At 62.6% G+C, this 23,550-nt stretch carries 21 protein-coding genes; 7 read left to right on the top strand and 14 right to left on the bottom strand.

Annotation, left to right across the window (positions count from 1 at the left end; all coding sequences use genetic code 11):
* Positions 1–71: 71 nt before the first annotated feature.
* From WIF35_RS10480 to WIF35_RS10490, 3 genes are all read left to right on the top strand, one after another.
* Positions 72–3,524, top strand: a complete 3,453-nt coding sequence (locus WIF35_RS10480; protein ID WP_412478161.1) for an indolepyruvate ferredoxin oxidoreductase family protein — start codon at positions 72–74, stop codon at positions 3,522–3,524.
* Between the two features lie 87 nt (positions 3,525–3,611).
* Positions 3,612–4,361, top strand: a complete 750-nt coding sequence (locus tag WIF35_RS10485) for a class I SAM-dependent methyltransferase (RefSeq protein ID WP_412478162.1) — start codon at positions 3,612–3,614, stop codon at positions 4,359–4,361.
* A 7-nt stretch (positions 4,362–4,368) separates the two neighbouring features.
* Entirely contained in the window at positions 4,369–6,447 is a 2,079-nt protein-coding gene (locus WIF35_RS10490; RefSeq protein WP_412478163.1) for an ATP-binding protein, read from the top strand.
* On the opposite strand, the gene WIF35_RS10495 is transcribed toward WIF35_RS10490, so the two are convergent.
* A complete protein-coding gene (locus WIF35_RS10495; RefSeq protein WP_412478164.1) occupies positions 6,417–7,079 on the bottom strand; it encodes a response regulator transcription factor in 663 nt (220 codons plus the stop codon). The two genes, WIF35_RS10490 and WIF35_RS10495, sit on opposite strands and share 31 nt — an antisense overlap.
* A gap of 91 nt (positions 7,080–7,170) precedes the next feature.
* Here WIF35_RS10495 and WIF35_RS10500 point away from each other — a divergent pair, with 91 nt between their 5' ends.
* Positions 7,171–7,668 carry a PhaM family polyhydroxyalkanoate granule multifunctional regulatory protein gene (locus tag WIF35_RS10500; protein ID WP_412478165.1) on the top strand — a complete coding sequence of 166 codons (498 nt, stop codon included), beginning with the start codon at positions 7,171–7,173 and terminating at the stop codon, positions 7,666–7,668.
* On the opposite strand, the gene WIF35_RS10505 is transcribed toward WIF35_RS10500, so the two are convergent.
* Entirely contained in the window at positions 7,669–8,568 is a 900-nt protein-coding gene (locus tag WIF35_RS10505) for an AEC family transporter (RefSeq protein ID WP_412478166.1), read from the bottom strand. It lies immediately after the preceding gene.
* A gap of 108 nt (positions 8,569–8,676) precedes the next feature.
* Between WIF35_RS10505 and WIF35_RS10510 the strand changes: the two genes are divergently transcribed.
* Together WIF35_RS10510 and WIF35_RS10515 are read left to right on the top strand one after the other, a co-directional pair.
* On the top strand, positions 8,677–9,120 hold the full coding sequence (locus WIF35_RS10510; RefSeq protein WP_412478167.1) for an NfeD family protein: 444 nt from the start codon (positions 8,677–8,679) through the stop codon (positions 9,118–9,120).
* A 24-nt stretch (positions 9,121–9,144) separates the two neighbouring features.
* Entirely contained in the window at positions 9,145–10,005 is an 861-nt protein-coding gene (locus WIF35_RS10515) for an SPFH domain-containing protein (RefSeq protein WP_412478168.1), read from the top strand.
* Between the two features lie 7 nt (positions 10,006–10,012).
* Here WIF35_RS10515 and WIF35_RS10520 read toward each other — a convergent pair whose 3' ends face one another.
* The 12 genes from WIF35_RS10520 to WIF35_RS10575 all read right to left on the bottom strand — a co-directional run bounded on the left by WIF35_RS10520 (position 10,013) and on the right by WIF35_RS10575 (position 22,406).
* A complete protein-coding gene (locus tag WIF35_RS10520) occupies positions 10,013–11,362 on the bottom strand; it encodes an EAL and HDOD domain-containing protein (protein ID WP_412478169.1) in 1,350 nt (449 codons plus the stop codon).
* A gap of 69 nt (positions 11,363–11,431) precedes the next feature.
* A complete protein-coding gene (locus tag WIF35_RS10525) occupies positions 11,432–12,010 on the bottom strand; it encodes a hypothetical protein (protein WP_412478170.1) in 579 nt (192 codons plus the stop codon).
* 197 nt (positions 12,011–12,207) lie between these two features.
* Positions 12,208–12,705 (bottom strand): hypothetical protein, encoded by a 498-nt coding sequence (locus WIF35_RS10530; RefSeq protein ID WP_412478171.1) that lies wholly within the window; start codon positions 12,703–12,705, stop codon positions 12,208–12,210.
* A 15-nt stretch (positions 12,706–12,720) separates the two neighbouring features.
* The gene (locus WIF35_RS10535) at positions 12,721–13,950 is read right to left on the bottom strand and encodes a phenylacetate--CoA ligase family protein (protein ID WP_412478172.1); all 1,230 of its coding nucleotides are present in this window, start codon (positions 13,948–13,950) and stop codon (positions 12,721–12,723) included.
* 204 nt (positions 13,951–14,154) lie between these two features.
* A complete protein-coding gene (locus tag WIF35_RS10540) occupies positions 14,155–14,979 on the bottom strand; it encodes an ABC transporter ATP-binding protein (RefSeq protein ID WP_412478173.1) in 825 nt (274 codons plus the stop codon).
* Between the two features lie 66 nt (positions 14,980–15,045).
* Positions 15,046–16,368 (bottom strand): ABC transporter substrate-binding protein, encoded by a 1,323-nt coding sequence (locus tag WIF35_RS10545; protein WP_412478174.1) that lies wholly within the window; start codon positions 16,366–16,368, stop codon positions 15,046–15,048.
* A gap of 39 nt (positions 16,369–16,407) precedes the next feature.
* Positions 16,408–17,484 carry a branched-chain amino acid ABC transporter permease gene (locus tag WIF35_RS10550; RefSeq protein ID WP_412478175.1) on the bottom strand — a complete coding sequence of 359 codons (1,077 nt, stop codon included), beginning with the start codon at positions 17,482–17,484 and terminating at the stop codon, positions 16,408–16,410.
* A gap of 16 nt (positions 17,485–17,500) precedes the next feature.
* The gene (locus tag WIF35_RS10555) at positions 17,501–18,415 is read right to left on the bottom strand and encodes a branched-chain amino acid ABC transporter permease (protein WP_412478176.1); all 915 of its coding nucleotides are present in this window, start codon (positions 18,413–18,415) and stop codon (positions 17,501–17,503) included.
* 12 nt (positions 18,416–18,427) lie between these two features.
* Entirely contained in the window at positions 18,428–19,210 is a 783-nt protein-coding gene (locus WIF35_RS10560) for an ABC transporter ATP-binding protein (protein WP_412478177.1), read from the bottom strand.
* Positions 19,207–19,350, bottom strand: a complete 144-nt coding sequence (locus tag WIF35_RS10565) for a hypothetical protein (protein ID WP_412478178.1) — start codon at positions 19,348–19,350, stop codon at positions 19,207–19,209. The genes WIF35_RS10560 and WIF35_RS10565 overlap by 4 nt, the downstream gene beginning before the upstream one ends.
* 1 nt (position 19,351) lies before the next feature.
* A complete protein-coding gene (locus tag WIF35_RS10570) occupies positions 19,352–21,319 on the bottom strand; it encodes an AMP-dependent synthetase/ligase (protein ID WP_412478179.1) in 1,968 nt (655 codons plus the stop codon).
* A gap of 208 nt (positions 21,320–21,527) precedes the next feature.
* Complete coding sequence (locus tag WIF35_RS10575; RefSeq protein ID WP_412478180.1) at positions 21,528–22,406, bottom strand: tRNA nucleotidyltransferase; 879 nt, start codon at positions 22,404–22,406, stop codon at positions 21,528–21,530.
* A gap of 244 nt (positions 22,407–22,650) precedes the next feature.
* Here WIF35_RS10575 and WIF35_RS10580 point away from each other — a divergent pair, with 244 nt between their 5' ends.
* On the top strand, positions 22,651–23,325 hold the full coding sequence (locus WIF35_RS10580; protein WP_412478181.1) for a Crp/Fnr family transcriptional regulator: 675 nt from the start codon (positions 22,651–22,653) through the stop codon (positions 23,323–23,325).
* Positions 23,326–23,550: the final 225 nt, after the last annotated feature.

The following is a 23,550-nucleotide window of genomic DNA, read 5'->3' on the forward strand; positions in this document are numbered from 1 at the left end:
TCCCGTCACCACCCAAGACGGGAAAGGAATACACCACCCGGCCCACAAGGCCGAAAAATATGGAGACAAAAATGGGCAAACCCGATTTGCCGGCGTCGGTCGCTGCGACGCTGGATGACAAATACACCCGCAACTCCGGCCGCGTCTTTCTGACCGGCACCCAGGCCCTGATCCGCCTGCCCATGCTGCAACGGGAACGCGATCTTGCCGCCGGGCTCAATACCGCCGGCTTCATCTCCGGCTACCGCGGCAGTCCGCTCGGTAATCTCGATCTCGGCTTGTGGAAAGCCAAGCAACATCTCGCCGATCATCACATCACCTTCCAGCCTGGCGTCAACGAAGACCTCGCCGCCACCGCCGTCTGGGGCAGCCAGCAGGTCGGGCTGTTTCCCGGCGCCAAGTACGACGGCGTATTCGGCATGTGGTACGGCAAGGGGCCGGGCGTCGATCGTAGCGGCGACGTCTTCCGCCACGCCAACGCGGCTGGCAGCGCCAGGCACGGTGGCGTGCTGGTCATTGCCGGCGACGATCATGCGGCCAAGTCGTCCACGCTGCCGCACCAGACCGAGCATGTCTTCAAGGCGGTGATGATGCCGGTGCTCTACCCGGCCAACGTGCAGGAATATCTCGATTACGGCCTGCACGGCTGGGCGATGAGCCGCTATTCCGGTTGCTGGGTGGCCTTCAAGGCACTGGCCGACACCGTGGAAACCTCGGCCTCGGTCGATATCGACGCTGCTGCGGTGCACATCGAAATTCCGCCAAATTTCGAATTGCCGCCGGATGGCCTGAATATCCGCTGGCCTGACCCGCCGCTGGTGCAGGAATCCCGCCTGCTCAACTACAAGCTCTACGCCGCGCTGGCCTATTGCCGGGCCAACAAGCTCGACCGCGTGGTAATCGACTCCCCCGCCCCGCGCCTCGGCATTCTGACCGCCGGCAAGAGCTACCTCGACGTACGCCAGGCGCTCGACGAATTGGGCATCGACGACAAGTTGGCGGCCGAGATCGGCATCCGGCTGTACAAGGTGGGCATGGTCTGGCCGCTGGAGCCGGAAGGTGTGCGCCAGTTCGCCGAAGGGCTGGAGGAAATCCTCGTCGTCGAGGAAAAACGCCAGCTGCTCGAATACCAGCTCAAGGAAGAACTCTACAACTGGCGCGAAGACGTGCGCCCGCGTGTCATCGGCAAGTTCGACGAAATTGGCGAATGGTCCGAAGGCAACTGGCTGCTGCCGGCTGCGGGCGAACTGCCGGTGGCGACCATCGCCCGCGTCATCGCCGAGCGCATTGGGCGCTTCTTCACCTCGCCCACCATCGAAGCCCGGCTGAAGATCATCGCCGCCAAGCAGCAAGCCGGCAACACGCCCATCGTGCTGGCCGAGCGCAAGCCGCATTTCTGCTCCGGCTGCCCGCACAACACCTCGACCCGCGTGCCTGAAGGCTCGCGCGCCGTCGCCGGCATCGGCTGCCACTACATGGTGACGTGGATGGATCGCTCGACCTCGACCTTCACCCACATGGGCGGCGAAGGCGTACCCTGGGTCGGCCAAGCGCCCTTCACCGAGGAAAAACACATCTTCGCCAACCTCGGCGACGGCACTTACTTCCACTCCGGTCTGCTGGCCATTCGCCAGTCGATTGCCGCCAAGGTGCCGATCACCTACAAGATCCTCTACAACGATGCCGTGGCGATGACCGGCGGCCAGCCGGTAGACGGCAGCCTGAGCGTCGCCCAGATCACCCGCCAACTCGAAGCCGAGGGCATCGAGAAAATGATCATCGTCGCGGCCGAGCCGGAGAAATACGCCGAAGTCACCGATCTCGCGCCGAACATCCCGATCCGCCACCGCGACGAACTCGATGCCGTGCAGCGCGAGTTGCGCGAATACCCCGGCGTCTCGGTGCTGATCTACGATCAGGTCTGCGCCACCGAGGCGCGCCGTCGGCGCAAGCGAGGCAAGATGCCGGCCGTCACCCGGCGCGTCGTCATCAACGAGGCGGTATGCGAAGGCTGCGGCGATTGTTCGGTGCAGTCCAACTGCCTGTCCGTCGTGCCCGTCGACACCGCCTTCGGCACCAAGCGCCAGATCGACCAGTCGTCGTGCAACCAGGATTTCTCCTGCCTGAAAGGCTTCTGCCCAAGCTTCGTCACGGTCGATGGCGTGCGCCCGAAAAAGGGCAATGCCAGCCAGCTGCCCGGTACGGTCGACGGTGAAAACTGGCCGATCCTGCCCACCCCCGCCCTGCCGGCCACAACCCGGCCGTACAACCTGCTGATCACCGGCGTCGGCGGCATGGGCGTCATCACGCTCGGCGCGCTGATCGGCATGGCGGCGCACATCGACGGCAAGGGTGTTTCGGCCCTCGACATGACCGGGCTGGCGCAGAAATACGGCGCAGTGTTCTCCCACCTACGCATCGCCGACCGGCCGGAGGACATCCACGCCGCCCGCATCGCCACCGGCGAGGCGCATGCCATTCTCGGTGGCGACCTGGTGGTCAGCGCCGGCACCGAAGCCTTGTCCAAGATGCTGGAAGGCCGCACGCGCGCCGTGGTCAGCTGCACCGACACGCCGACCGCCGATTTCACCCGCAACCGCGACTGGCATTTCCCGCTGGCCGGCCTGAAGACTCGCCTGACCGATACCCTCGGCGGCGAGGCCGTCGATTTCCTCGACGCCCAGCACTTGGCCACCCGCCTGATGGGCGACGCGCTGTTCGCCAACATGCTGCTGCTCGGTTACGCCTGGCAGAAGGGCCTGGTGCCGGTGTCGGCCAATGCACTCGACCGCGCCATCGAACTGAACGGCGCCGCAATCGATGCCAACCGGCTGGCTTTCCTGTGGGGACGCCGTGCTGCGGTGCACCCGGAAAAAGTGGCAAAAATCGCCGGCCCGCTGACCGGCGAGGTCGTTCCCGAAATGACGCTGGACGAATTGATCGCCCATCGCGCAGCCCACCTCACCGCCTATCAGGACGCCCATCTGGCCGAGCAGTACCGCGCCCGCGTCGCCCGCATCCGCGCTCTCGGCGACGATGCGCTGACGCGCAGCGTGGCGACCCAGTACGCCCGCCTGCTGGCACCCAAGGACGAGTACGAGGTGGCCCGCCTGTACGCCGAGACCGACTTTCTTGCCAGCCTGGGCGAGCGTTTCGACGGCCAGGCCAAGCTAAGCTTTCATCTCGCCCCGCCGCTGTTCGCCAAGCCCGGCCCGGACGGGCGGCCGAAGAAAATCGCCTTCGGCCCCTGGCTATTGCCGGCACTCAAACTGCTGGCCAAGGCACGTGGCCTGCGTGGCAGTTGGCTCGACCCTTTCCGCCATACACCGGAAAAGCAGCTCGACCACCGACTGCTCGCCGACTACGAGGCCGATCTCGATCTGATCGAAAGCATTGGCGATACACCAAGGCGGCGCGAACTGGCCGCTTGGCCCGGCGAAGTGCGCGGCTTCGGCGGTGTGCGTCAGGCTGCTGCCGACCGGATGCTGACCAAACGCGAGGAACTCCGGCGACCGATGGCTTAACCACCGGCCTCGGGGAGAAAGAAGGGTCGCTTTCTCCCCAAGTCGGCGGCCTGCCCGGAGGGCATCGCCTACCGGTACAATTCCGGCATGCCCCTGACCCCGCTCCGTCAATTCGCCCTGCAAGCCGCCGCCGTCATCCTGGTCCTGTCGCTGGCCTGGCCGCTCTACCTCTGGCAGAACCAGCCCATGCCCTGGCTCGAAACCAGCCTGGCTATCGGCGCCGTCGCCGCCGTGCTCGCCACGATCGCCCGCCAGCCTTGGTGGTGGCGCGCCATCCATGGCGGCTTCATGCCCCTCGTCTGGTTCACCCACACCCTGGCCATCGACCCCGGCTGGTTCCTGCTCGCCTTCATCCTGCTGCTGCTCGTCTATCGCGGCGCGCTGTCCGGCCAGGTGCCGCTCTATCTGTCCAACAAGCAGACGGTACAGGCGCTCTACGACCTGCTCGAACAGCGTGGCCCCTGCCGTTTCCTCGATCTGGGCAGCGGCATCGGCAGCACGACCATTCCGCTGGCCGACAACCTGCCCGAACACCACTTCACCGGCTACGAAAACGCCCCGCTGACTTGGCTGGTCGGCTGGATTCTCGGCGTCGGCCGCCCCAATCTGCGCTGGCGCTGGGACGACCTTTGGGCCGCGCCGCTCGGCGAACACGACGTCGTCTATGCCTTCCTGTCGCCGGCCCCGATGCCCAAGCTGTGGGACAAGGTCAAAGCCGAGATGAAGCCAGGCAGCCTGTTCGTCAGCAACAGCTTCCCCGTCCCCGGCATCACTCCCGACCGCGTCATCGAGGTGGAGTGTACCCCGCCACGGCCGCTCTATTGCTACCAGCTCTGAGCCGAGCATGGCCAAGCGCAAGCCGGAAACCTTCGTCCTCGTCGTTTCGCTGATCGGCACGGTCAGCGTGCTGCTGGTTTTCCTGGTCGACCTGGCGTTGTCGCGCCAGCGCGACCTGAACGCCGGCGAGCAGCGCCTGCAGCATTTCAGCGTGATGATGGCCGAACATACGGCACGCGCCTTCGAGGCCCTGGACATCTTGCTGCGCGAGATGGCCACCGACCTATCCAATAACCGCCGTGACTGGGAAAAATGGGAACCGACCCGTGGCTGGGAGTACGTTGCCCAGCGTCATTCGCGGGCCATGCCGCAGTTGCGCGACCTGATCGTGTTCGACCGCTTCGGCAATCAGCGCTTCATCTCGACGGCTTATCCGGCCCCCCATATCAACGTCAAGGACCGCCCCTATTTCGTCGCGCTAGAAGCCGGTGCCGAATCCTCGACCTACGGCCCCTACATCGGCCGTAATTCCGGACGCTACACCTACGCCATCGCCCGACGCATGAACGGTGACAACGGGCGTTTCAATGGTGCCGTCTTTGCCGCCATCGAGCCGGCTTACCTGCAGGATTTCTGCTGGTCGAGCCGCCTGTCGGACAACTTCGAGGCGGTGCTGATCAATGCCAAAGGCCAGATCGTCGCTTCCTGTCGGCCGACCGATCTGAGCCGGCAATCCACGGTCCTCGGCTCGCCTGCCGCCGAGCTCTTGTTCAACGGCCAACTGCGCGAACACATTCCGGAGAACGGCACCGTGCGCGCCAATGGCCTGCTGATTTCGGTCGCACAGGTGGCCGGTTTCTCGGACCTGCGCATCCTCAGCGCCATTCCGGAAAGCACGATCCTCGAACCATGGAACCACCGACTGCAGGAATTGGGCACTCTGGGCTTTTTCATCACGCTCGTCATGCTCGTCGGCTCCCTCCTGATCCGGCGCCAGTTCCGCGAAATGGCAGCAATGACCAACGAACTGGCGGCCAGCCACGAGCACCTGGAGGAACGCATCCGCGAGGCGACGTGCGAGCTGGCCGGCGAACGCGACGCCGCAGAGAAGGCCAACAAGGCGAAGAGCCGTTTCCTCGCCGCGGCCAGCCACGACTTGCGGCAGCCACTGCACGCCTTGTCGCTGTTCAGCGCCGATCTGATACATCAATTGCGCGCGGGCAACACCCCGGCCTTGCCGAGACTGGCCGAACAGATTTCGACCTCGGCCACGCTACTCGGTGAATTGCTCAACTCGCTGCTCGATGTCTCCCGCCTTGACGTCAATGGCGTTAAGCCGGAACTCCAGTCATTTGCCCTGATGCCCTTGTTCAATCGCCTGCACGAGACCTTCCGGCGCGATGCGACGGACAAGCAGATCGGCCTGCTTTTCCGCCACACCGACATGTGGGTGAAATCCGATCCGAAGATGCTCGAGCAGATGCTGACCAACCTGATTTCCAACGCCTTGCGCTACACCCCGCCAGGCGGGCGCATTCTGGTCGTCGCCCGCTGGCGTGGGGAGCAGGTGCAATTGGAAGTTCGCGACAGCGGCATCGGCATTGCGCCGGAAAACCAGTCGGCCATCTTTGCCGAGTTCTACCAGGTTGGCAACGCAGCACGCGAACAGAACAAGGGCTTGGGGCTCGGTTTGTCCATCGTCGACCGACTGGCCAGGGCGCTGGGCCATCCGCTGAATCTGCGCTCACGCTTGAGCGAAGGCACGACTTTCTCGATCCGCCTGCCGCGCGCCCTGCCGGAAAAGGAAAGTCCGCCGACCGACACCGCCCCAGCCCAGGAAAACCGTTTGCGCCTGCTTGGCGACAGCGACGACTTGCGCGCCTGCCGCGAACTGGTCGCCCATTGGGGTTATCAGATTATCGACCGGGCAGATGATGCAACGGCGAGCGAGGAGATCATCAACATCACCGATGCCGCCCTGGTCGCCGAAGGTGTCTCGGTCAGCGGCCCGCTGATCGTGCTGGTTCAAGAGAGCGGCACCGACCTGCCGGCCGGTGCGCAGGGGCTGGTGCTACCGATTCGCCCCGCCAAGCTGCGCGCCCTGCTCAACCAGCTTCAGAAAACGCTTTCGAAGTCGATGCCGTAGCGGGCGACGGCGACCAGGGCCTGCGTCCGGCTGCCGACGCCAAGCGCCTTGAATACCGCCGTCGCATGGATTTTCACCGTGCCCTCGGAAAGGTCGAGTTGCTGGGCGATATCACGGTTCGACATGCCGCGCACCATCAGACAAAGCACCTGGGCCTGGCGATCGGTCAAACCCACATCCTCCGGCTTGACGCTGACCTTGCTCGGCGGTAGCGGAACGGCATCGTCCAGGCGAGCGCCCTGCTGGCTGTTCGGTTTGAAGATGTTGCCGTCGAGCACCTCGCGCACGGCGGAGAGCAGCTTGTCGCCCGAGTAGGCCTTGGGAATGAAGCCGGAAGCGCCGAGATTCAGCACGCGCGTGATGGTCGGTGTATCGTCGAAGGCCGAAACCACCGCTACCGGCATCGCCGGATAACGCCGACGCAGGATATCGAGGCCGGCAAACCCATCGATCCCCGGCAGTGCCAGGTCGAGCAGGACCAGATCGAAATCTTCCTCGCCGTCGAGGACGGTCAAGGCCGATTCGAAATCGGCGCATTCTTGTACCGAAGTTCCCGGTTCCAACTGAGCGAGCAGGCGCACCATCCCTTCGCGCACCAGAGCGTGATCTTCGACCACCAGCAGCTTCAACATGCATACCCCCTTTTTTGTCGGCCTAGTAATTTAGCATTTTGCAATACGAATTGGTTTAAGATGTGACGATTACACCGACGGGGAGAGAGAGATGTCCGACGATCAAGTACACGACCCGCTCAACTTCATGCGCAACATCTGGGGCAACATGGGTTTCTCGCTTCCCGGCATGGTGGCGCCAACCTTCGACCTCGACGAACTGGACAAGCGCATCAAGGATTTGAAGGCTGTCGAAGGCTGGTTGCGCATGAATCTTTCCATGCTGCAGATGACCATTCAGGGGCTCGAAATGCAGCGTTCGACCGTGGGTGCCGTTCAGGCCATGGGCCAGATGGCGGCCGATGCCGCCAAGCGCGCCAGCGAGCCGGCCAGCGCCCCAGAGGAGGTTCCTCCGGAAGCGCCTGCCGGCAATGCCTTCTCGGAAGCGGCCATGTGGCCCTGGCAGATGATGCAGCAGATGCGCGAACAGATGCAGCAATCCGCCGAAGCCGCCGCCCAGGCCGTCGCCGAGGAAGCGACCAAGGCCCAGGCCAAGCCAAAAGCCGCTGCCAAGCCACGCGCCAAACGTCCGGCGACAACCAAGAAATAATCAGCGGGCGGTCACCCAGGCCGCCCACAAGGGCAGGGTCAGCATTGACCCGAGCGTGGTCGCCGAAATGAGCCAGGCCACGCTGCGCCCGTCACCGCCCATGCGCATAGCCAGGATGTAGGCCGACGATGCGGTCGGCAGCGCGGCGAACATCACCACGATCTGGTAATTCAGACCACTCAGCCCGACCCATTGGCCGACCACGGCCGCAATGGCTGGCAGGGCCAGCAGTTTGACCAGCACCACCCACGACGAGAAGCCGCGCACGCCCGGCGTGCTTTCCAGACGCAAGGCGGCGCCGACGGTGATCAGGCCGAGGGCGATCGAGGCATCGGCCAGGCGGCCGAGAAAAGCCTGCAGCGGTGCCGGCGGCACGAAACCGGCCAGGTTGAGCACGAAGCCGGCCGCCGTTCCCCAGATCAGCGGATTGCGCGCCACTTCGCGCCACAGGCCGACCTCGCCATGGCGCGCCAGCATCCACACCGAAACCAGATTGACGATAGGCACCGCCGTGCCGACGATCAGCCCCATGGTGGCGATGCCCGGCGAGCCGAAGAGCATACCGGCGACAGCCAGCGCGATGTAGGAATTGAAGCGGTAGGCGCACTGGAACATCGAGGCGTAGGTCAGCGCCGGCAGCCTGGTGAACAACTTGGGTAGCAGGCCGAGCAGCATCGCCCCGCCCATCGCGGCGAAGGCCGTGATCAGTAACGGCAAGGCTGCCGCCAGGTCGAGCCGCGTCTTGACGATGGCGTTGATCAGCAGCGCCGGAAACAGGATGAAATAGACCAGCTTCTCGACGCCATTCCAGAAATGATCGCCCAGATGCATCCAGCGGCGGATGGCGGCGCCGAGCAGGATCAAGGCAAAGTCGGGAAGCAGAAGCAGGGCGGTATTCATCGGCTCATTCTAATTGCTGCGGTGCACCGGCCAAAATCCGTAAAAACCACAGCCTTTCTTGACCGCGTCACACAAAGCCGAAATACTGGCAGACACTAGGAGGACTCCATGCAATTCGAATGGTGGTACTGGATCGTCGGCGGACTCGTGCTGATCGTGGCCGAGTTGGCCATTCCCTCTTTCTTCGTCGTCTGGTTCGGCCTGGGCGCGCTGCTCGTCGGGCTGGCCCTGCTCGTTCTGCCGGAGCTCTCGGGCACGGCCCAACTGGCCTTGTGGACCGTCGCCTCGCTGGCCATGGTCGCGCTCTGGTTCCGCGTCTTCAAGCCCAGTCTGCACAAGACACGTATCGGCCTGGCCGAAGGCGAGGTACTCGGCGAGATCGGCCTGCTGGTCACCGCTGTCGCGCCGTTCGAGCGCGGCAAGGTGCGCTTCCAGCGGCCCATCCTCGGTGCCGAGGAGTGGGTCTGCCTGGCCGATAGCGCCATTGCTGCCGGCGAACGGGTCAAGGTCGTTGCCGTCGAAGGCAGTTTTCTCAAGGTCACCCCGGCCTGATTCGGGCCGACGCAAGGAGCAATCATGGATCTGAGCCCCGGTTTCATCGTCGTTCTGGCCATTCTGGCCTTCGTCATCGTCACCATCGCCAAGGGCGTGCGCATCGTGCCGCAAGGTGAGGAATGGATCGTCGAGCGTCTCGGCAAGTACCACGGCACGCTCAAGCCCGGCCTCAACCTGGTCATCCCCTACCTCGACAAGATCGCCTACCAGCTGGTCACCAAGGACATCATCCTCGACGTGCAGGAGCAGGAGGTCATCACCCGCGACAACGCGGTGATCCTGACCAATGCAATCGCTTTCATCAAGGTCACCGACCCGGTCAAGGCGGTCTATGGCGTCACCGATTTTTCCGAGGCCATCCGCAACCTGATCATGACCACGCTGCGCTCCATCGTCGGCGAAATGGAACTCGACGAAGCGCTGTCGTCGCGCGACAAGATCAAGGCCCGCCTGCGCGAGAGCATCGCCGACGAGGCGGTGGATTGGGGCCTGACGGTGAAGTCGGTGGAAATCCAGGACATCAAGCCCTCCGAGTCGATGCAACGCGCGATGGAAATGCAGGCGGCCGCCGAACGGGAGCGCAAGGCCGTCGTCACCAAGTCCGAAGGTGCCAAGCAGTCGGCCATCCTCGAAGCCGAAGCGCGGCTGGAGTCGGCCAAGCGCGACGCCAACGCTCAGGTCATGCTGGCCGAAGCCTCGGCTGAGGCCATCCGGCGCATCAGCGCCGCCATCGGCGAACAAAGCGGTCCGATGTCCTACCTGCTCGGCGAGAAATACATCGCCGCACTGGAACGCATGGGCGAGAACGGCAACGCCAAGCTGGTCGTGCTGCCGGCCGATCTGCAGGAAGCCGTGAAGGGCTTGTTCGGGCGCCGTTCCTAGTAGTTACTCAGGCCTGCCGTAGCGCCTCGTCTGCCCAGGCGAGGGCGGCCATCGTCGCCGACTCGACTTCCGCGAGCTCATGCCCGAGGCCATTGGCAAAACGTGCAACGTTCGCGACATGGCCTTTTTCGACAGCGATGGCTAGCGAAAGATAGGGCCCAAGCGCCCCGCCACTCTGCAACAGAGCCTCGCCTAGCGCCGGCGAGAGATTGATGCGGGATACGACGGTGGACATGGGTACGCCAAGCAGGCTGTCGAGCAGGGAAAGCAGACCAAGCAGGAACAACTCATCGCATTCCGCCTTCGTCTTCGTCGCACTCCCCAAGCATTCGAGGAGGCGGCCACGCGCCAGTGCCAGTTCGAGCAATACTTCATCTCGGGGGGAATTTGCTCCGCTACGGAACAGGCCAATCGAAATCCAGCGATAGAGTTGCGCCCGCCCGAGCACAAGCATTGCCTGCTCGATGCTGGTCACACTCTGCGCCAGACCCAGCACCGGGGAATTGGCCATGGCGACGACCTTAACCACGACTCCGGGATCGCGTTTCGCGACCCGCGCCAGTTCATCGACATCCGCTTCGCGCCGCAACAGATTCAGAATCTCGATCAGAACCAGGCGGCTCTGGCTGATTTCCTGTGTACCGTTTTCCTCGTCCGGCTCCGTTGAAAACCCACCGATTCCGTAGTCAGCACCTTGCGCCAGACAGTAGCGGAACTCTGCCCAGCGAGCGATACCGTCGATCAGTAATTTGAGTCCCGGATTGGCCTGACGCAACTGCCTTAGCTGAGCCTCAAACCCTGGCAAGGAATAAGCGTTGAAGTCGAGCAGCAGGTAATCCGCACTCGCCAGCGCAGCTGGGCATTCGGCCAGCGTTCGCCCGGCCAGGGCGACCTTGGCTCTGGCCGCACGGATCGCGGCAACGGCCGATTGCCAAGCCTCATCCGGCATGCCCTCTCCCGGCGGCGAATCGAGCAGGAAAACCGTGTGAGGACCAACCAGCGAGGCAAAATCCTGGGCAAACCAATCTGCGGCACGCAACGGGATCAAAGCCATGCGTCGCTGGGCAAACTGGGTCACGTTGGCGCAGGCCAGGATAGCTACCGTAGCTGCGGCATCCGGCGTTGCCGCCGACTCCGGTCGGCGGGCGGAAAAGCGGTACCCGGCAATGCGGCTGTGCGCATCGAGAATTTCGTCCCTTTGTACCACCGCGGCGGGCAACGCCGCCGGCTCTATCGGTAGGTGGCGAACGGCCTTTTGATTTCCAGCCTCCCGGCCAAATGGATCGGCATTGGTTGGCGATGCTGCGGGAGCGCCCAACACGCGCTTGATGAAACCGAACATAGATATGGCAAACACGACAATTTTTTCATTTTATCGTTACTCCGCCATACCGAGGGAATATTGATCGCTCATGCTCTGCCCCCCTTAATCCCTCACATCGTCGTACTGTTTACGCAGGCGATTCAGTCCCTGTTGGAAGGCCTCGGCATCGCCGTAGTCGAAGAATTTCGGATAGTGGTCATGCGCTGACTTGATGCGGCGGGCGTGCTTGATCGGACACCAGTACTGCTCGGTACGCGCTGCCACTTCGCGGGTATAGGCGGCGACGCCGTTGCCGTAGGAGCAGTAGAAGCAGTTGAACTTCTCGATGATGTTCAGGTAAGGCAGATCTTCACGGTCGAAGACGATGTAATCGCCGCGCTTGACCTTGGGGATGCGGTAAATCGGGAAGCAGATGGCTTGATAGACCGTAACGAACAAATCCATCAGCAGGAACGGCACCCAGCCGGCGTAAATGACCGGGGCTGTCAGCACAACCAGGAAATTCGAGCGGATCAGGAAGCGGAATAGCCCGGTCTTGTAGCGACGCTGCTGGCGGGCCAGTTCGCCGGCCAATTCGGCCTTCTTGCGCGCCCAGTCCTCGCGAGCCTTGCGGTATTCGTCTTCAAGCTCGTTCTGCAGGGCTTCGATACGGGCCAGCAGTTCGTCGATGTGCTGCTTCATGCGCTGTGTCTCCAGGCGCCGCCCATCGGCGACAAAGGGCAGATGATGCCTGATGCCCTGCCCGGCGTCACCCGCCAATCGGCGCATTGGCTCGATGAAGCGTCGTCAGCGCTGCCTGGTTTTTTGCCTTTTTGGCCAGTGCACCGCAGCAATCAGGTCAGCGCGAGTGCAGATAACGGAAAACGTCTCCGCGCCGATCAGCGGCAGGTACCGAGCAAGTCGGCCTCAAGTTCGATTTCCATGCCCTTTTCCAGCTTGCGGTCGAGGAACTGGCCGCGATAGAGGCGTCCGGCATTGGCCGCGCCACGGACATGCGGCGTTTCCCAATCGGTCACCTTGAGGCGCACGATGCCGATCTGCTCGTCGCGCTCGGGCACCTTGTCGGACACGCAGGGGTAGGCCTTGGCGTGGCGGACGAACTCGTCGCGCGTGTATTGCTGCATGTTCTTGCCCGGCACGACCGGGCAACGCCCGAGGTGACGGGCGACGATCTCGCTGCCGACCACTTCGCCCTTCAGGTAGAACTTGGGGTCGGTGATGATCCAGCCGGCACCGCCCTCCTCGTAGCGTACACAACGGCCGACCTGCATCAGTTCGGGATCCTTGAACAGCAGGCGGGCGGATGGGCGCAGTTCGGGTTCGACGGCCAGCGCCGGCAAGGCGACGCAGGCCATCAGGGCAAGCAGGCGTTTCATCGGATGATCTCCGGGTCAGTAAACCCGGATATCTTCGATCACCTTTCCATCATTGGGCAAGCCCCCTGGCGCAGCAAAGGCAACTTCGCCGCGCAACTTGGTCACGTCGCGCAGGCTGCCGACGACGGCCTGGTCAAGCGCCTCGTGTCCCGTTTCGATCTCGCAGTGCAGGACCATGCGATCCTGGCCGCCCGGATTGTCGACCACCAGACGCAGGCGATGGATTTCCGGATGGCGGCGGCCGATCTCGGCCACCTGCTCAGGATGCACGAACATGCCCTTGATCTTGGTCGTCTGATCGGCCCGCCCCATCCAGCCCTTCAGGCGGATATTGCTGCGCCCGCAAGGCGAGCGGCCGGGCAGGACGGCGGACAGGTCGCCGGTGGCAAAGCGGATCAGCGGGTAATCCGGGTTGAAGGTGGTGACCACCACCTCGCCGACCTCACCCGGTTCGACCGGATCTCCGGTCCCCGGACGAACGATCTCGACCAGCAGTTCCTCCTCGACGACCAGCCCTTCCTCGGCCTCGCTCTCGTAGGCAATGGCGCCGATATCGGCCGTGGCATAGCACTGACGGACGGTGATACCACGCTCCTTCAGCCAGTTGCGCGTCACGCCGGGCAACGCCTCGCCCGACACCAGCGCCTTCTTCAGCGACGAGATATCGGCACCCATTTCCTCGGCCTTCTCGACGATGATGCGCAGGAAGGACGGCGTGCCGACATAACCATCCGGCTTCAGGTCGACCATGGCCTGCACCTGCTGTTCGGTCTGCCCGACGCCGCCGGGAAACACCGCGCAACCCAGCTTGCGCGCCCCGCCTTCCATCAGGAAAGCACCCGGCGTGAAGTGGTAGGAAAAACAGTTATGCACCAGATCGCCATGACGGAAACCGGCCGCGTACAGCACGCGGGCCATCCGCCAGTGATCCATATCCATACCCTGCAACTCGTAGATCGGCCCCGGCGAGGCGAACACCCGCTTGGCCTTGCCACGCGCCAGCGCATTCAGGCCGCCGAAGGGCGGATTCTTCTTCTGTAGCTCGATCAGGTCGCGCTTGCGCGTCAGCGGCAGCCTGGCCAGCGCCTCACGCGAGGTGCAATCGAAAGGATTCACCCCGGCCAGCGTCTGGAAGTAGTAGTGCGTCGTCTCCTTGGCATGCGCCACCTGACGCGCCAGCTTGTCCATCAGGTCAGCCTCGCGCTCCTCGGGATCGCGGGTTTCAAGCGGGTCGTAGAAACTCATGGTTTTCTCCGAAAATCGGCAGTGCACCGCAGCAGCGGCCGGTTTTGTGTTGCCAGGACGATCAAATCAATTCGGGCGTTTCAGCGCCCTGAGACCTCTCCGGAGATTGCAAAGTAGCCGGTCAGCGCAAGGCGGAGGCGAGCGCCGTTTGCTAAATGCAAACAAGCTCGCCGACAACGCCGCCCTGGCCGGCGCACTGCAATCTCAAGAGAGCCAGCGTTTGCGGCGGCGGTAGTGCTTTACATCCTTGAAGGATTTCCGCCCCGCCGATGACAAGCCGAGATAAAACTCCTTCACGTCCTCATTGGTCCGCAATTCCTCCGCATCGCCCTCCATCACGACCCGGCCGTTTTCCAGGATGTAGCCAAAATCGGCGTACTTCAGGGCGACCATGGTGTTCTGTTCGGCCAGCAGGAAGCTGATGTTCTCGCGGCTGTTCAAGTCCTTGACGATCTCGAACACCTCTTCGACGATCTGCGGCGCCAGGCCCATCGAGGGTTCATCGAGCAGCACCATCTCCGGATTGGCCATCAGCGCCCGGCCGATGGCGCACATCTGCTGCTCGCCGCCGGAGGTGTAGCCGGCCTGCGAGGTGCGCCGCGTCTTCAGGCGCGGGAAGTAGTGATAGACCTTCTCAAGGTTTTCCTTCAACTGGCTGCGCGAGATGCTGCGCGTGTAGGCGCCGGTCAGCAGGTTTTCCTCGATGGTCAGGTGGCCGAAGCAGTGACGCCCTTCCATGACCTGGATGACGCCGCGCTTGACCAATTCGTTGGGTGACAACTGGTCGACGCGTTGGCCCTTGTACTCGACCGAGCCCTTGGTCACGTCGCCGCGTTCGGCGTGCAGCAGGTTGGAAATCGCCTTCAGCGTCGTCGACTTGCCGGCGCCGTTGGCGCCCAGCAGGGCCACGATCTTGCCCTTTGGCACGTTGAGCGACACGCCCTTGAGCACCAGGATCACGTGGTCGTAGATGACCTCGATGTTGTTGATGCTCAAGTAGTTATCGGCCACAGCTGTTTGTGTATTCATGTCTCGTTCCCTGTTGGAACCGGGGTCATCGCGCGGGGTTTCCCCCGCGCGGCCCGCTCTCTCCGCTTATTTTTCCTTGCTGCAATCACGCGGGGTGATGCCCTTTTCCTTGGCGTACTGCTTGGCGGACGCCTGGAACAGCGGGTGGATCAGCGCCTTGTTGCCTTCGATCCAGCCAGACACCGGTACCCACTTGGCACCGTCCCACTGCTGGATCTTCACCTTGCCGGAACCTTCGTGGTTGTCGCAGGAGGTCTTGATCTCCGGCAACAGATCGGCGGCGCCCAGCTGCTTCAGGCGGGCATCGGTGATGTTCAGGTTTTCCAGACCCCAACGCACCTGTTCGCCGTTCATCGACTTGCCCTTGCCGTACTTTTCCTGCGCCTTGCGGATGGCTTCGACCGACAGCACGGCGGCAGAAACACCACGGTTGTAGAGGATGGTGCCGAGCTTGGCCTTGTCCTGCATGTTGCCCTTGCCAGCGCCGTAGACCACCTTCTCGATGTCGGCGATCAGCGGCAGGTTGGCCCCGGCCAGGTTCCAGGTAGCCGACATGTAGCCCTTGGCGGCATCGCCGGCCGGCACCACGTCTTCTTCCGAACCAGCCCACCACGAGCCGATCATCTTGTCACGCGGGAAACCGACCTTCTGCGCGGCCTTGATGGCGGTCTGGTTCATCACGCCCCAGCCCCAGAAGACAACGAAGTCCGGCTTTTCCTGGCGAATCTTCAGCCACTGGGCGCCCTGCTCGTTACCCGGATGGGCCACCGGAATCTGCACCAGCTCGAACTTGTTGAGCTTGGACTCGGCTTCCATGGCAATGATGGCTTCCTTGCCATAAGCAGAGTCGTGATACAGATAGACGATCTTCTTGCCGGCCAGGTTGCCGCCGTTCTTGTCCTTGATGAACTTGACGATGGCCGAGGCCTGCATCTGGTAGGTAGTGACCAGAGGGAAGGCATACGGGAAGACCGAGCCGTCCACAGCATCGGTACGACCGTAACCCATCATGGCCAGCGGCAGCTTGTCCTGGGCCGACTTGTCGATCAGGGCGTAGGAAATGCCGGTAGACATCGTGTGGATCGGACCAGCCGACTTGGCGGCCTTGCTCTTCAGGCGCTCGTAGCACTCGACGCCCTTGGCGTTGTTGTACTCGGTTTCGCACTCTTCGTAGGTCAGCTGGACGCCGTTGACGCCCTTTTCCTTCAAATTGACGTAGTTCAGGTAATCGATGAAGCCGCCGTAGAAGGATTGGCCGTTGGCGCCGTAGGGGCCGACACGGTAACCGGGGATCGGGAAGAACTGCTCTTCGGCAGCGACTGCGCCTTGAGACAGCATGGCCAGGGAAAGCGCAACGGCACTCAGGGCAGGTTTGAAGCTTTTAATCATGGTTTGTCTCCTCTTTGTTGTGAATTTGTGGCACCCCGCTCAATGCGGGAACGGCCACAGGCGCAGCTTTTCCTTAGCGATCTGCCACAAGCGGGCCAACCCGTGCGGCTCGACGATCAGGAAGAACATGATCAGCGCACCGAACACCAGAATCTGGATGTGCGACACGGTGGCGCTGGAAAACGGCAGGCCGAACAGGCCGGCGAAGAACGGCAGGGCAACGTCCAGGAAGATCGGCAGCAGCAGGATGAAGGCCGCGCCCAGGAAGCTGCCGAGGATGGAGCCGACACCGCCGATGATGATCATGAACAGGATCTTGAACGACATGTCGAGCGAGAAGCCATCCGGCTCGACCGACCCCAGGTAGCAGAAGGCGTAGAGCGCCCCGGCCACACCGCAGTAGAAGGAACTGATGGCGAAGGCGAGCAACTTGGTCGGCATCAGCTTGATGCCGATGACCGAGGCTGCCACGTCCATGTCGCGCACCGCCATCCAGGCCCGGCCGGTCGACGAACGGACCAGGTTCTTGGCGGCCAGTGCCAGGAAGACGACAATGGCCAGCACCAGCAAGTATTTGGCGCGCGGCGTATCAAAGGCGTAGCCGAGGATTTCGATCTGCTGCGTCGAGATCACCCCGGACGACGAGTTGTTCGACAGCCACGGGAACTTGGTCAGACACCAGACGATGAAGAACTGTGCAGCCAGGGTCGCCACGGCCAGGTAGAAGCCCTTGATGCGCAGCGAGGGCAAGCCGAACAGCACGCCGACCCCGGCCGCCGTCAGGCCGGCACAGATGAAGGTCACCAGAATGGGAATGCCCTCGACCCGCAACTGGAAGTTGTAGGCGGCATAGGCACCGACCGCCATGAAGGCCGCCGAACCGAGCGACAACTGGCCGGCGTAACCGGTCAGGATGTTCAGGCCGAGCGCTGCCAGTGCGAAGATCAGGAAGGGAATGAGAATGGCCGAGAACCAGTATTCGCTGGCGAACATCGGCACCCCGAGGAAAGCCACGGCGAGAAGGGTGATGACGCCGATCCGGTCCTGGCGGATCGGGAAGAGCTGCTGGTCGGCGGCGTAGGAGGTCTTGAATTGACCGGCTTCACGGTAAAGCATCTTGTTCTATCTCCCTTTACACGCGATCGATATGCTTTTCGCCGAACAAGCCTTCCGGACGAACGAGCAGGAAGAGCAGGGCGAGGATGTAGGGGAACCAGCCTTCGATCCCGCCGAAGTTGCCGCCAAACATCGCAGCAAGGACCGGCGGGATGTAGATTTCGGCCAGCTTCTCCGAGGCACCGATGATCAGGCCGCCGACGATGGCGCCCGGCACCGAGGTAAAGCCACCGAGAATCAGCACAGGCAATGCCTTGAGCGCAGTGAAAGTGAGCGCAAACTGCACACCGTTGCGCGCCCCCCACATCATGCCGGCGACCAGCGCGACGAAACCGGCAACGCCCCAGACGATGGCCCAGATGTTCTGTAGCGGAATGCCGATGGACAACGCAGCCTGATGGTCATCCGCCACGGCACGCAGGGCACGGCCGATACGGGTGTATTGGAAGAACAGCGCCAGCGTCGTCACCAGCACGGCCGCCACACCCGCCGCGACCAGGTCGAAGCGCGAGATGACCATGTTGAAGTTTTCGAGGATGTATTCGATGGGCTCATCGACAATGCCGACATCCAGCGCGCGCGGCTCGCTGCCAAACACCATCGGGGCCAGGCCTTCGATGAAGAAGGCAAGGCCGATGGTGGCCATGAACAAGGCAATGGGTGGCTGATTGACCAGCTTGCGCAACACGAATTTCTCGGTGGCGATACCGAAGGCGGTCATGATGCCGAAAGCCAGAATGACCGCCAGCCACAGCGGTGCGCCCTTCTCCATGCAGCCGACGACCGACAGCGCGGCCAGGTAAACCATGGCACCCTGAGCGAAGTTGAACACCCCGGAAGCCTTGTAGATCATCACGAAACCAAGGGCAACCAGGGCATACATCACCCCGGAAAGCAGCCCGCCGATCAGGACTTCGAAAAAGAATTCCATGTCCCCGTCTCCTTAGTGACCCGCGCCCAGATAGGCCTTGATCACTTCTTCGTTGTTCTTCACTTCGTCCGGTATGCCATCGCCGATCTTCTTGCCGTAGTCGAGTACGACGACGCGATCGGAAATGTCCATGACGACGCCCATGTCGTGTTCGATCAGCACGATGGTGGTGCCGAACTGGTCGTTCACATCGAGGATGAAGCGGCACATGTCCTGTTTTTCCTCGACGTTCATACCGGCCATCGGCTCGTCGAGCAGCAGCATCGACGGCTCGGCCGCCAGGGCGCGGCCCAGTTCGACACGCTTTTGCAGGCCATAAGGCAGGCGGCCGACCGGCGTCTTGCGGATGTGCTGGATTTCCAGGAAGTCGATCACTTCCTCGACCTTCTTGCGGTGCTCCAGTTCCTCCTTGCGGGCACGGCCGAACCACAGCGCGTGCTCGACGAAGGTGGACTTCATCTTGGTGATGCGCCCCGTCATGATGTTGTCGAGTACGCTCATGCCCTTGAACAGCGCGATGTTCTGGAAGGTGCGGGCAATGTTTTGCTGGGCCGCCATGTGCGGTTCCATCTTCTTGCGCTCGTTGCCGTGCCAGAAGATCTTGCCTTCCTGCGGGTGATAGACGCCGTTGATGACGTTCAGCATCGAGCTCTTGCCGGCACCGTTCGGGCCGATGATGGCGCGAATTTCGTGCTCACGGACGTTGAAGGAAATGTCGGTCAGCGCCTTGACGCCGCCGAAGCGCAGCGAAATGTTCTGCAGGTCGAGGATGACGTCGCCGATCTTCTTGCTCATAGCGGCATCCTCACGACAGACAGGGTCATCGCGCCGATCAGCGCGGAAACCAGAATCACGGAAGCGAACGAGAACAGCACCTCACGGCGGCTGGCCTCGGCGGAACGCGAAATGGCCCGAAGGGTATTGCGCGGGTTCATGTCAGGCGGCCTTTCGTGCAATCGGGAAGGTCTTGCAATCGACGATCTTGAGGTCGGCCGACACCTTGCCGCGCCGACCGTCTTCGAACTTGACCTCGGTTTCGATGAACTGGCTGTTCTTGCCGGCATAGAGGGCGTCGATCAGCACCTTGTATTTGTCGGCGACGAAGTTGCGGCGCACCTTGCGGGTCCGTGTCAGCTCATCGTCGTCCGGGTCCAGCTCCTTGTGCAGGACCAGGAAACGGTGAATCTGCGAGTCGGCCACCATGGCGTCGTGCGCCAGGCCTGCATTCACTTCCTCGACGCACTTCTGGATCAACTCATAGACCTGCGGCTTGCCGGCCAGATCGGTGTAGCCCGAGTAGGCGATGCCGCGGCGTTCGGCCCAGTTGCCGACGGCTCCCATGTCGATATTGATGAAGGCGGTGACCATGTCGCGGTCAGCGCCGAAGCAGACGGCTTCCTTGATATGTTGGAAGAACTTCAGCTTGTTCTCGATGTAGTTCGGGGCGAACATCGCGCCATTCGACAGCTTGCCGACGTCCTTGGCGCGGTCGATGATCTTCAGGTGGCCATCCTCGTCGAGGAAGCCGGCGTCGCCGGTCATGAACCAGCCTTCGCCATTGATCGTCTCGGCCGTGGCATCCGGGCGCTTGTAGTACTCCTTGAGCAACATCGGCCCCTTGACCAGCACCTCGCCGTTGTCGGCGATCTTGATCTCGACGCCCGGGGCCGGCTGACCGACCGAGTCGAACTTGATCGCACCATCCGGCTGCATGCAGACGTAGGCACAGGTTTCGGTCTGGCCGTAGAACTGCTTCAGGTTGATACCGATGGAGCGGTAGAACTTGAAGAGATCCGGGCCGATAGCCGCGCCTGCGGTGTAAGCCACCTTGACGCGGCTCATGCCGAGCACGTTGCGAAGCGGACCATAAACCAGCAGGTTGCCCAGCCAGTACTGGAAGCGGTCGCCGGCGGACACCGACTTGCCGTCCAGGATGTCCGCGCCACAGCGCTTCGCCACCTCCATGAAGTGGTGGAACATCTTCTGTTTCAGCTTGCCGGCGTCTTCCATGCGGATCATCACGGAGGTCAGCAGGCTTTCGAAGACGCGCGGCGGCGCGAAGTAGTAGGTCGGGCCGATTTCGCGCAGGTCGGTCATCACCGTGTCGCCCGATTCCGGGCAGTTGATGGTGAAGCCGGCGACCATGGCCTGCGCGAAGGAGAACAGGTGATCGCCCACCCAGGCCATCGGCAGGTAGGACAGGATGTCGCCGTCGGCCACCATGTTGTCCACCTGCACCCCGCCTTGCGCGGCGGCGATGAAGGCGGCGTGGGTCTGGCAGACACCCTTCGGTTTGCCGGTCGTGCCCGAGGTGTAGAGCATGACCGAGGTGTCGTCATAATGGCCCTGCTCGATCTCGGCGTTCAGGAAATCGGGATGGTTGCGATCATGGATGCGCCCCATCTCCATCAATTCATGAATGTCGTGCAGGAAGGGCTGGTTGTAGTGGCGCATGCCGCGCGGATCGTCATAGATCACATGTTCCAGCGTCGGCACCTGCTCCTTGATCTCGAGCATCTTGTCGACCTGCTCCTGATCCTCGACCACGGCGAAGCGGATACCGGCATCCTGCAACACGAAGAGCATTTCGGCGGCCACGGCATCCTGATAGAGCGGCACCGGCACACCACCCAGACACTGGGCAGCGGTCATCATCATGTACAGATGCGGCCGGTTGTCACCGATGATGGCCAGATTGTCGCCGCGCTTGAAGCCGAGCGAGGCCAGGCCGCAGGCCAGGGCGCGCACACGGTCGGCGACGTCGCCCCAGGTCCAGGTTTGCCAGATACCAAGGTATTTCTCGCGCATAGCCGGCGCATTGGGCCGGGTGGCGGCATGATGCAAAAGCAACCGGGGGAAGGTGTGCAAACCATCCACCGCGGCGTATTTCGCCTGCGTGGGCATATCTTTGTCTCCTCCGCCGCAGCTCATCGTCCGCGGTCTAAAGTTTGTCTGATTCATTGTGAGCCCTGCTGCCTTACAGGGACCTTGCAGGAACTCACGCCGCAATCTCAGCGTGGAGGCCAGTCTAAAGGCAGGATCCGCCGATGAATGTCATCCGGCGGACAATTGCAAAAATGTTTTCGCTTAATTTTGGACGTCGAGAAAAGGCTCAATCGGCCTCGCCCACGCTCCAGCGCATGGAGCGTAGGGCGGTGGCGATGGCCAGAGTACACGCCGCCAGCCGCTCTTCCTGGCTCGCAGCTTCCTGCGCCGGGTCTTCATCCAGTTCATGGCAGGCACGCAAGGCCGTCTCCATCAGCCGCGCCTTCGGATAGATTTCACCGGCACCGGGAAACGCCCGATAGTCCGCAGCACACAGCTGCATCAACTCAGCGAATCGCTCCGGTTGATTGAAGGCATCGACGCGGTCGAGCAAGGCGGCGATGGAACCGGCGCGCATTTCGGCAGCGCGATGGACGCGCTCCAGTTCGGCCGTAGCCAACAGCGCCAGGTCGCGAAACTCCGGCGGCACATCGAAGCGGGCACATATCGCTTCGACCCGTGGCAGGCCGCGGTCGACATGGCGATAGTGCGAGGGGAGATGCTGCGGTGGCGAATCGGCCTTGCCGAGGTTGTAGAACAGCCCGGCGAAGCGCACCGACAGCGGCGCCCGCATGCGCGCCAGCTGATCGGCGACACGGAAGACGTGCTCGCCGATATCGACCATTTCACCCTGATTGTCGGCCTGCGGCATGCCGAACAGGGCATCGATCTCGGGTAACAATACGGCCAGCGCCCCACTGTCGCGCAGCGCCCACAGCATGCGTGACGGGTGCTCGCCGAGCAGGCCGCGCGCCAGTTCCGGCCAGGCATCGAGCGGATGAAAGTCATCCAGCACGCCACGCTCGACCTCCTGGCGCAATTCGCGCACCGTGCCGTAGTCGAGCGCGCCGTCGGTCGCCGAGGCCAGCGCGGCGATACGCAGCACGTTGGCCGCCGGGCAGGCGATCAACACCCCCAACGGAGCCTGCGAGAAATCGAATGCCATGTCGTGTTCCGCCCCCAAACCGATGTCGTATCCGCGACAGCCAATCCACTGCTGCGAACATAAAATTGCGCGCAATCAGTCAGTTAGCAACACGCCACGTTGCCCAAACCCGAGATTTGCGCGAGCACTGACGCAAGGAAGCAAAATCGAGGCCGTCGAACCGATCCAAATAGGCCGAAAGGTCCGGGGCAGGAAGGCCGACACGGCATATAATTCCGCATCTGCAGTCAATCCGGACAAGACCTTGAAGAACGCTGAGGAATTGCTGCGCAGCTCCCTGTGGGGGCAATCGCTGACCGAGGAGGAAATGGAAAAGGCGCTGGCCGGTACGGTCGAGCGCACTTTTGCCGCGGGCGCCTTCGTCTGCATGAAAGGCGAGCCGGTCTCGCACTGGATGGGCATGATCGACGGCCTGGGCAAGATGGCCAGCCACTGGACCAGCGGCAAGACCACCTCGCTGACCGGCATCAGCACCGGCGCCTGGTTCGGCGAAGGCTCCCTGCTCAAGGAAGAACCGCGGCGCTACGACGTCATGGCCATCCGCGAAACGCGCGTCGCCTTCATGAACCGCAGCACCTTCCTGTGGCTACTCGACCACAGCATCCCGTTCAACCGCTACATGATCACGCAGCTGAACGAACGCCTCGGCCAGTTCATCGGCATGATGGAAAACGAGCGCCTGCTCGACATCGACACCCGCATCGCCCGCGTTCTCGCTGCCCTGTTCAACCCGGTGCTCTACCCGGGTACCAACCGCCTGCTGCAAATCTCGCAGGAAGAACTCGGCTACCTCGCCGGCGTCTCCCGCCAGCGCGCCAACCAGGGCTTGAAGGTACTGGAAGATGCAGGCTTGGTGCGCAGCGAATACGGCGGCATCAACGTCATCGACCTGGACGGGCTGCGCAGCTTCGGGGATTGAATTCGCCACGTTGCTGCGGTGTACTCGTCTGAACAGGCAAAAACCACCGTCAGCCTCCAGACCAAGCCCGTCGACTTTCAGGGCAAGGCAATGCGCCATAGCAGTGCTCCCGCGCAATGCCATCGCGTATCAGTGAATCTTTTGGTGCCGACCCGCTCTAAGTCGGCACTATGCAGCCCCCCTTACCTCCCCCCAACGAATCCGAACGCCTCGCCTCTTTGAGGC

It is taken from the genome of Azonexus sp. IMCC34839 (genome assembly GCF_047047955.1).
GTDB lineage: Bacteria > Pseudomonadota > Gammaproteobacteria > Burkholderiales > Rhodocyclaceae > Azonexus.

Coding starts and splice junctions, on each gene's coding strand:
- WIF35_RS10550 (WP_412478175.1), bottom strand. CDS start 17,484: ATGCTTTACCGTGAAGCCGGTCAATTCAAGACCTCCTACGCCGCCGAC.
- WIF35_RS10525 (WP_412478170.1), bottom strand. CDS start 12,010: ATGAAGCAGCACATCGACGAACTGCTGGCCCGTATCGAAGCCCTGCAG.
- WIF35_RS10515 (WP_412478168.1), top strand. CDS start 9,145: ATGGATCTGAGCCCCGGTTTCATCGTCGTTCTGGCCATTCTGGCCTTC.
- WIF35_RS10500 (WP_412478165.1), top strand. CDS start 7,171: ATGTCCGACGATCAAGTACACGACCCGCTCAACTTCATGCGCAACATC.
- WIF35_RS10555 (WP_412478176.1), bottom strand. CDS start 18,415: ATGGAATTCTTTTTCGAAGTCCTGATCGGCGGGCTGCTTTCCGGGGTG.
- WIF35_RS10540 (WP_412478173.1), bottom strand. CDS start 14,979: ATGAATACACAAACAGCTGTGGCCGATAACTACTTGAGCATCAACAAC.
- WIF35_RS10545 (WP_412478174.1), bottom strand. CDS start 16,368: ATGATTAAAAGCTTCAAACCTGCCCTGAGTGCCGTTGCGCTTTCCCTG.
- WIF35_RS10535 (WP_412478172.1), bottom strand. CDS start 13,950: ATGAGTTTCTACGACCCGCTTGAAACCCGCGATCCCGAGGAGCGCGAG.
- WIF35_RS10530 (WP_412478171.1), bottom strand. CDS start 12,705: ATGAAACGCCTGCTTGCCCTGATGGCCTGCGTCGCCTTGCCGGCGCTG.
- WIF35_RS10480 (WP_412478161.1), top strand. CDS start 72: ATGGGCAAACCCGATTTGCCGGCGTCGGTCGCTGCGACGCTGGATGAC.
- WIF35_RS10565 (WP_412478178.1), bottom strand. CDS start 19,350: ATGAACCCGCGCAATACCCTTCGGGCCATTTCGCGTTCCGCCGAGGCC.
- WIF35_RS10570 (WP_412478179.1), bottom strand. CDS start 21,319: ATGCCCACGCAGGCGAAATACGCCGCGGTGGATGGTTTGCACACCTTC.
- WIF35_RS10575 (WP_412478180.1), bottom strand. CDS start 22,406: ATGGCATTCGATTTCTCGCAGGCTCCGTTGGGGGTGTTGATCGCCTGC.
- WIF35_RS10495 (WP_412478164.1), bottom strand. CDS start 7,079: ATGTTGAAGCTGCTGGTGGTCGAAGATCACGCTCTGGTGCGCGAAGGG.
- WIF35_RS10560 (WP_412478177.1), bottom strand. CDS start 19,210: ATGAGCAAGAAGATCGGCGACGTCATCCTCGACCTGCAGAACATTTCG.
- WIF35_RS10485 (WP_412478162.1), top strand. CDS start 3,612: ATGCCCCTGACCCCGCTCCGTCAATTCGCCCTGCAAGCCGCCGCCGTC.
- WIF35_RS10490 (WP_412478163.1), top strand. CDS start 4,369: ATGGCCAAGCGCAAGCCGGAAACCTTCGTCCTCGTCGTTTCGCTGATC.
- WIF35_RS10505 (WP_412478166.1), bottom strand. CDS start 8,568: ATGAATACCGCCCTGCTTCTGCTTCCCGACTTTGCCTTGATCCTGCTC.
- WIF35_RS10510 (WP_412478167.1), top strand. CDS start 8,677: ATGCAATTCGAATGGTGGTACTGGATCGTCGGCGGACTCGTGCTGATC.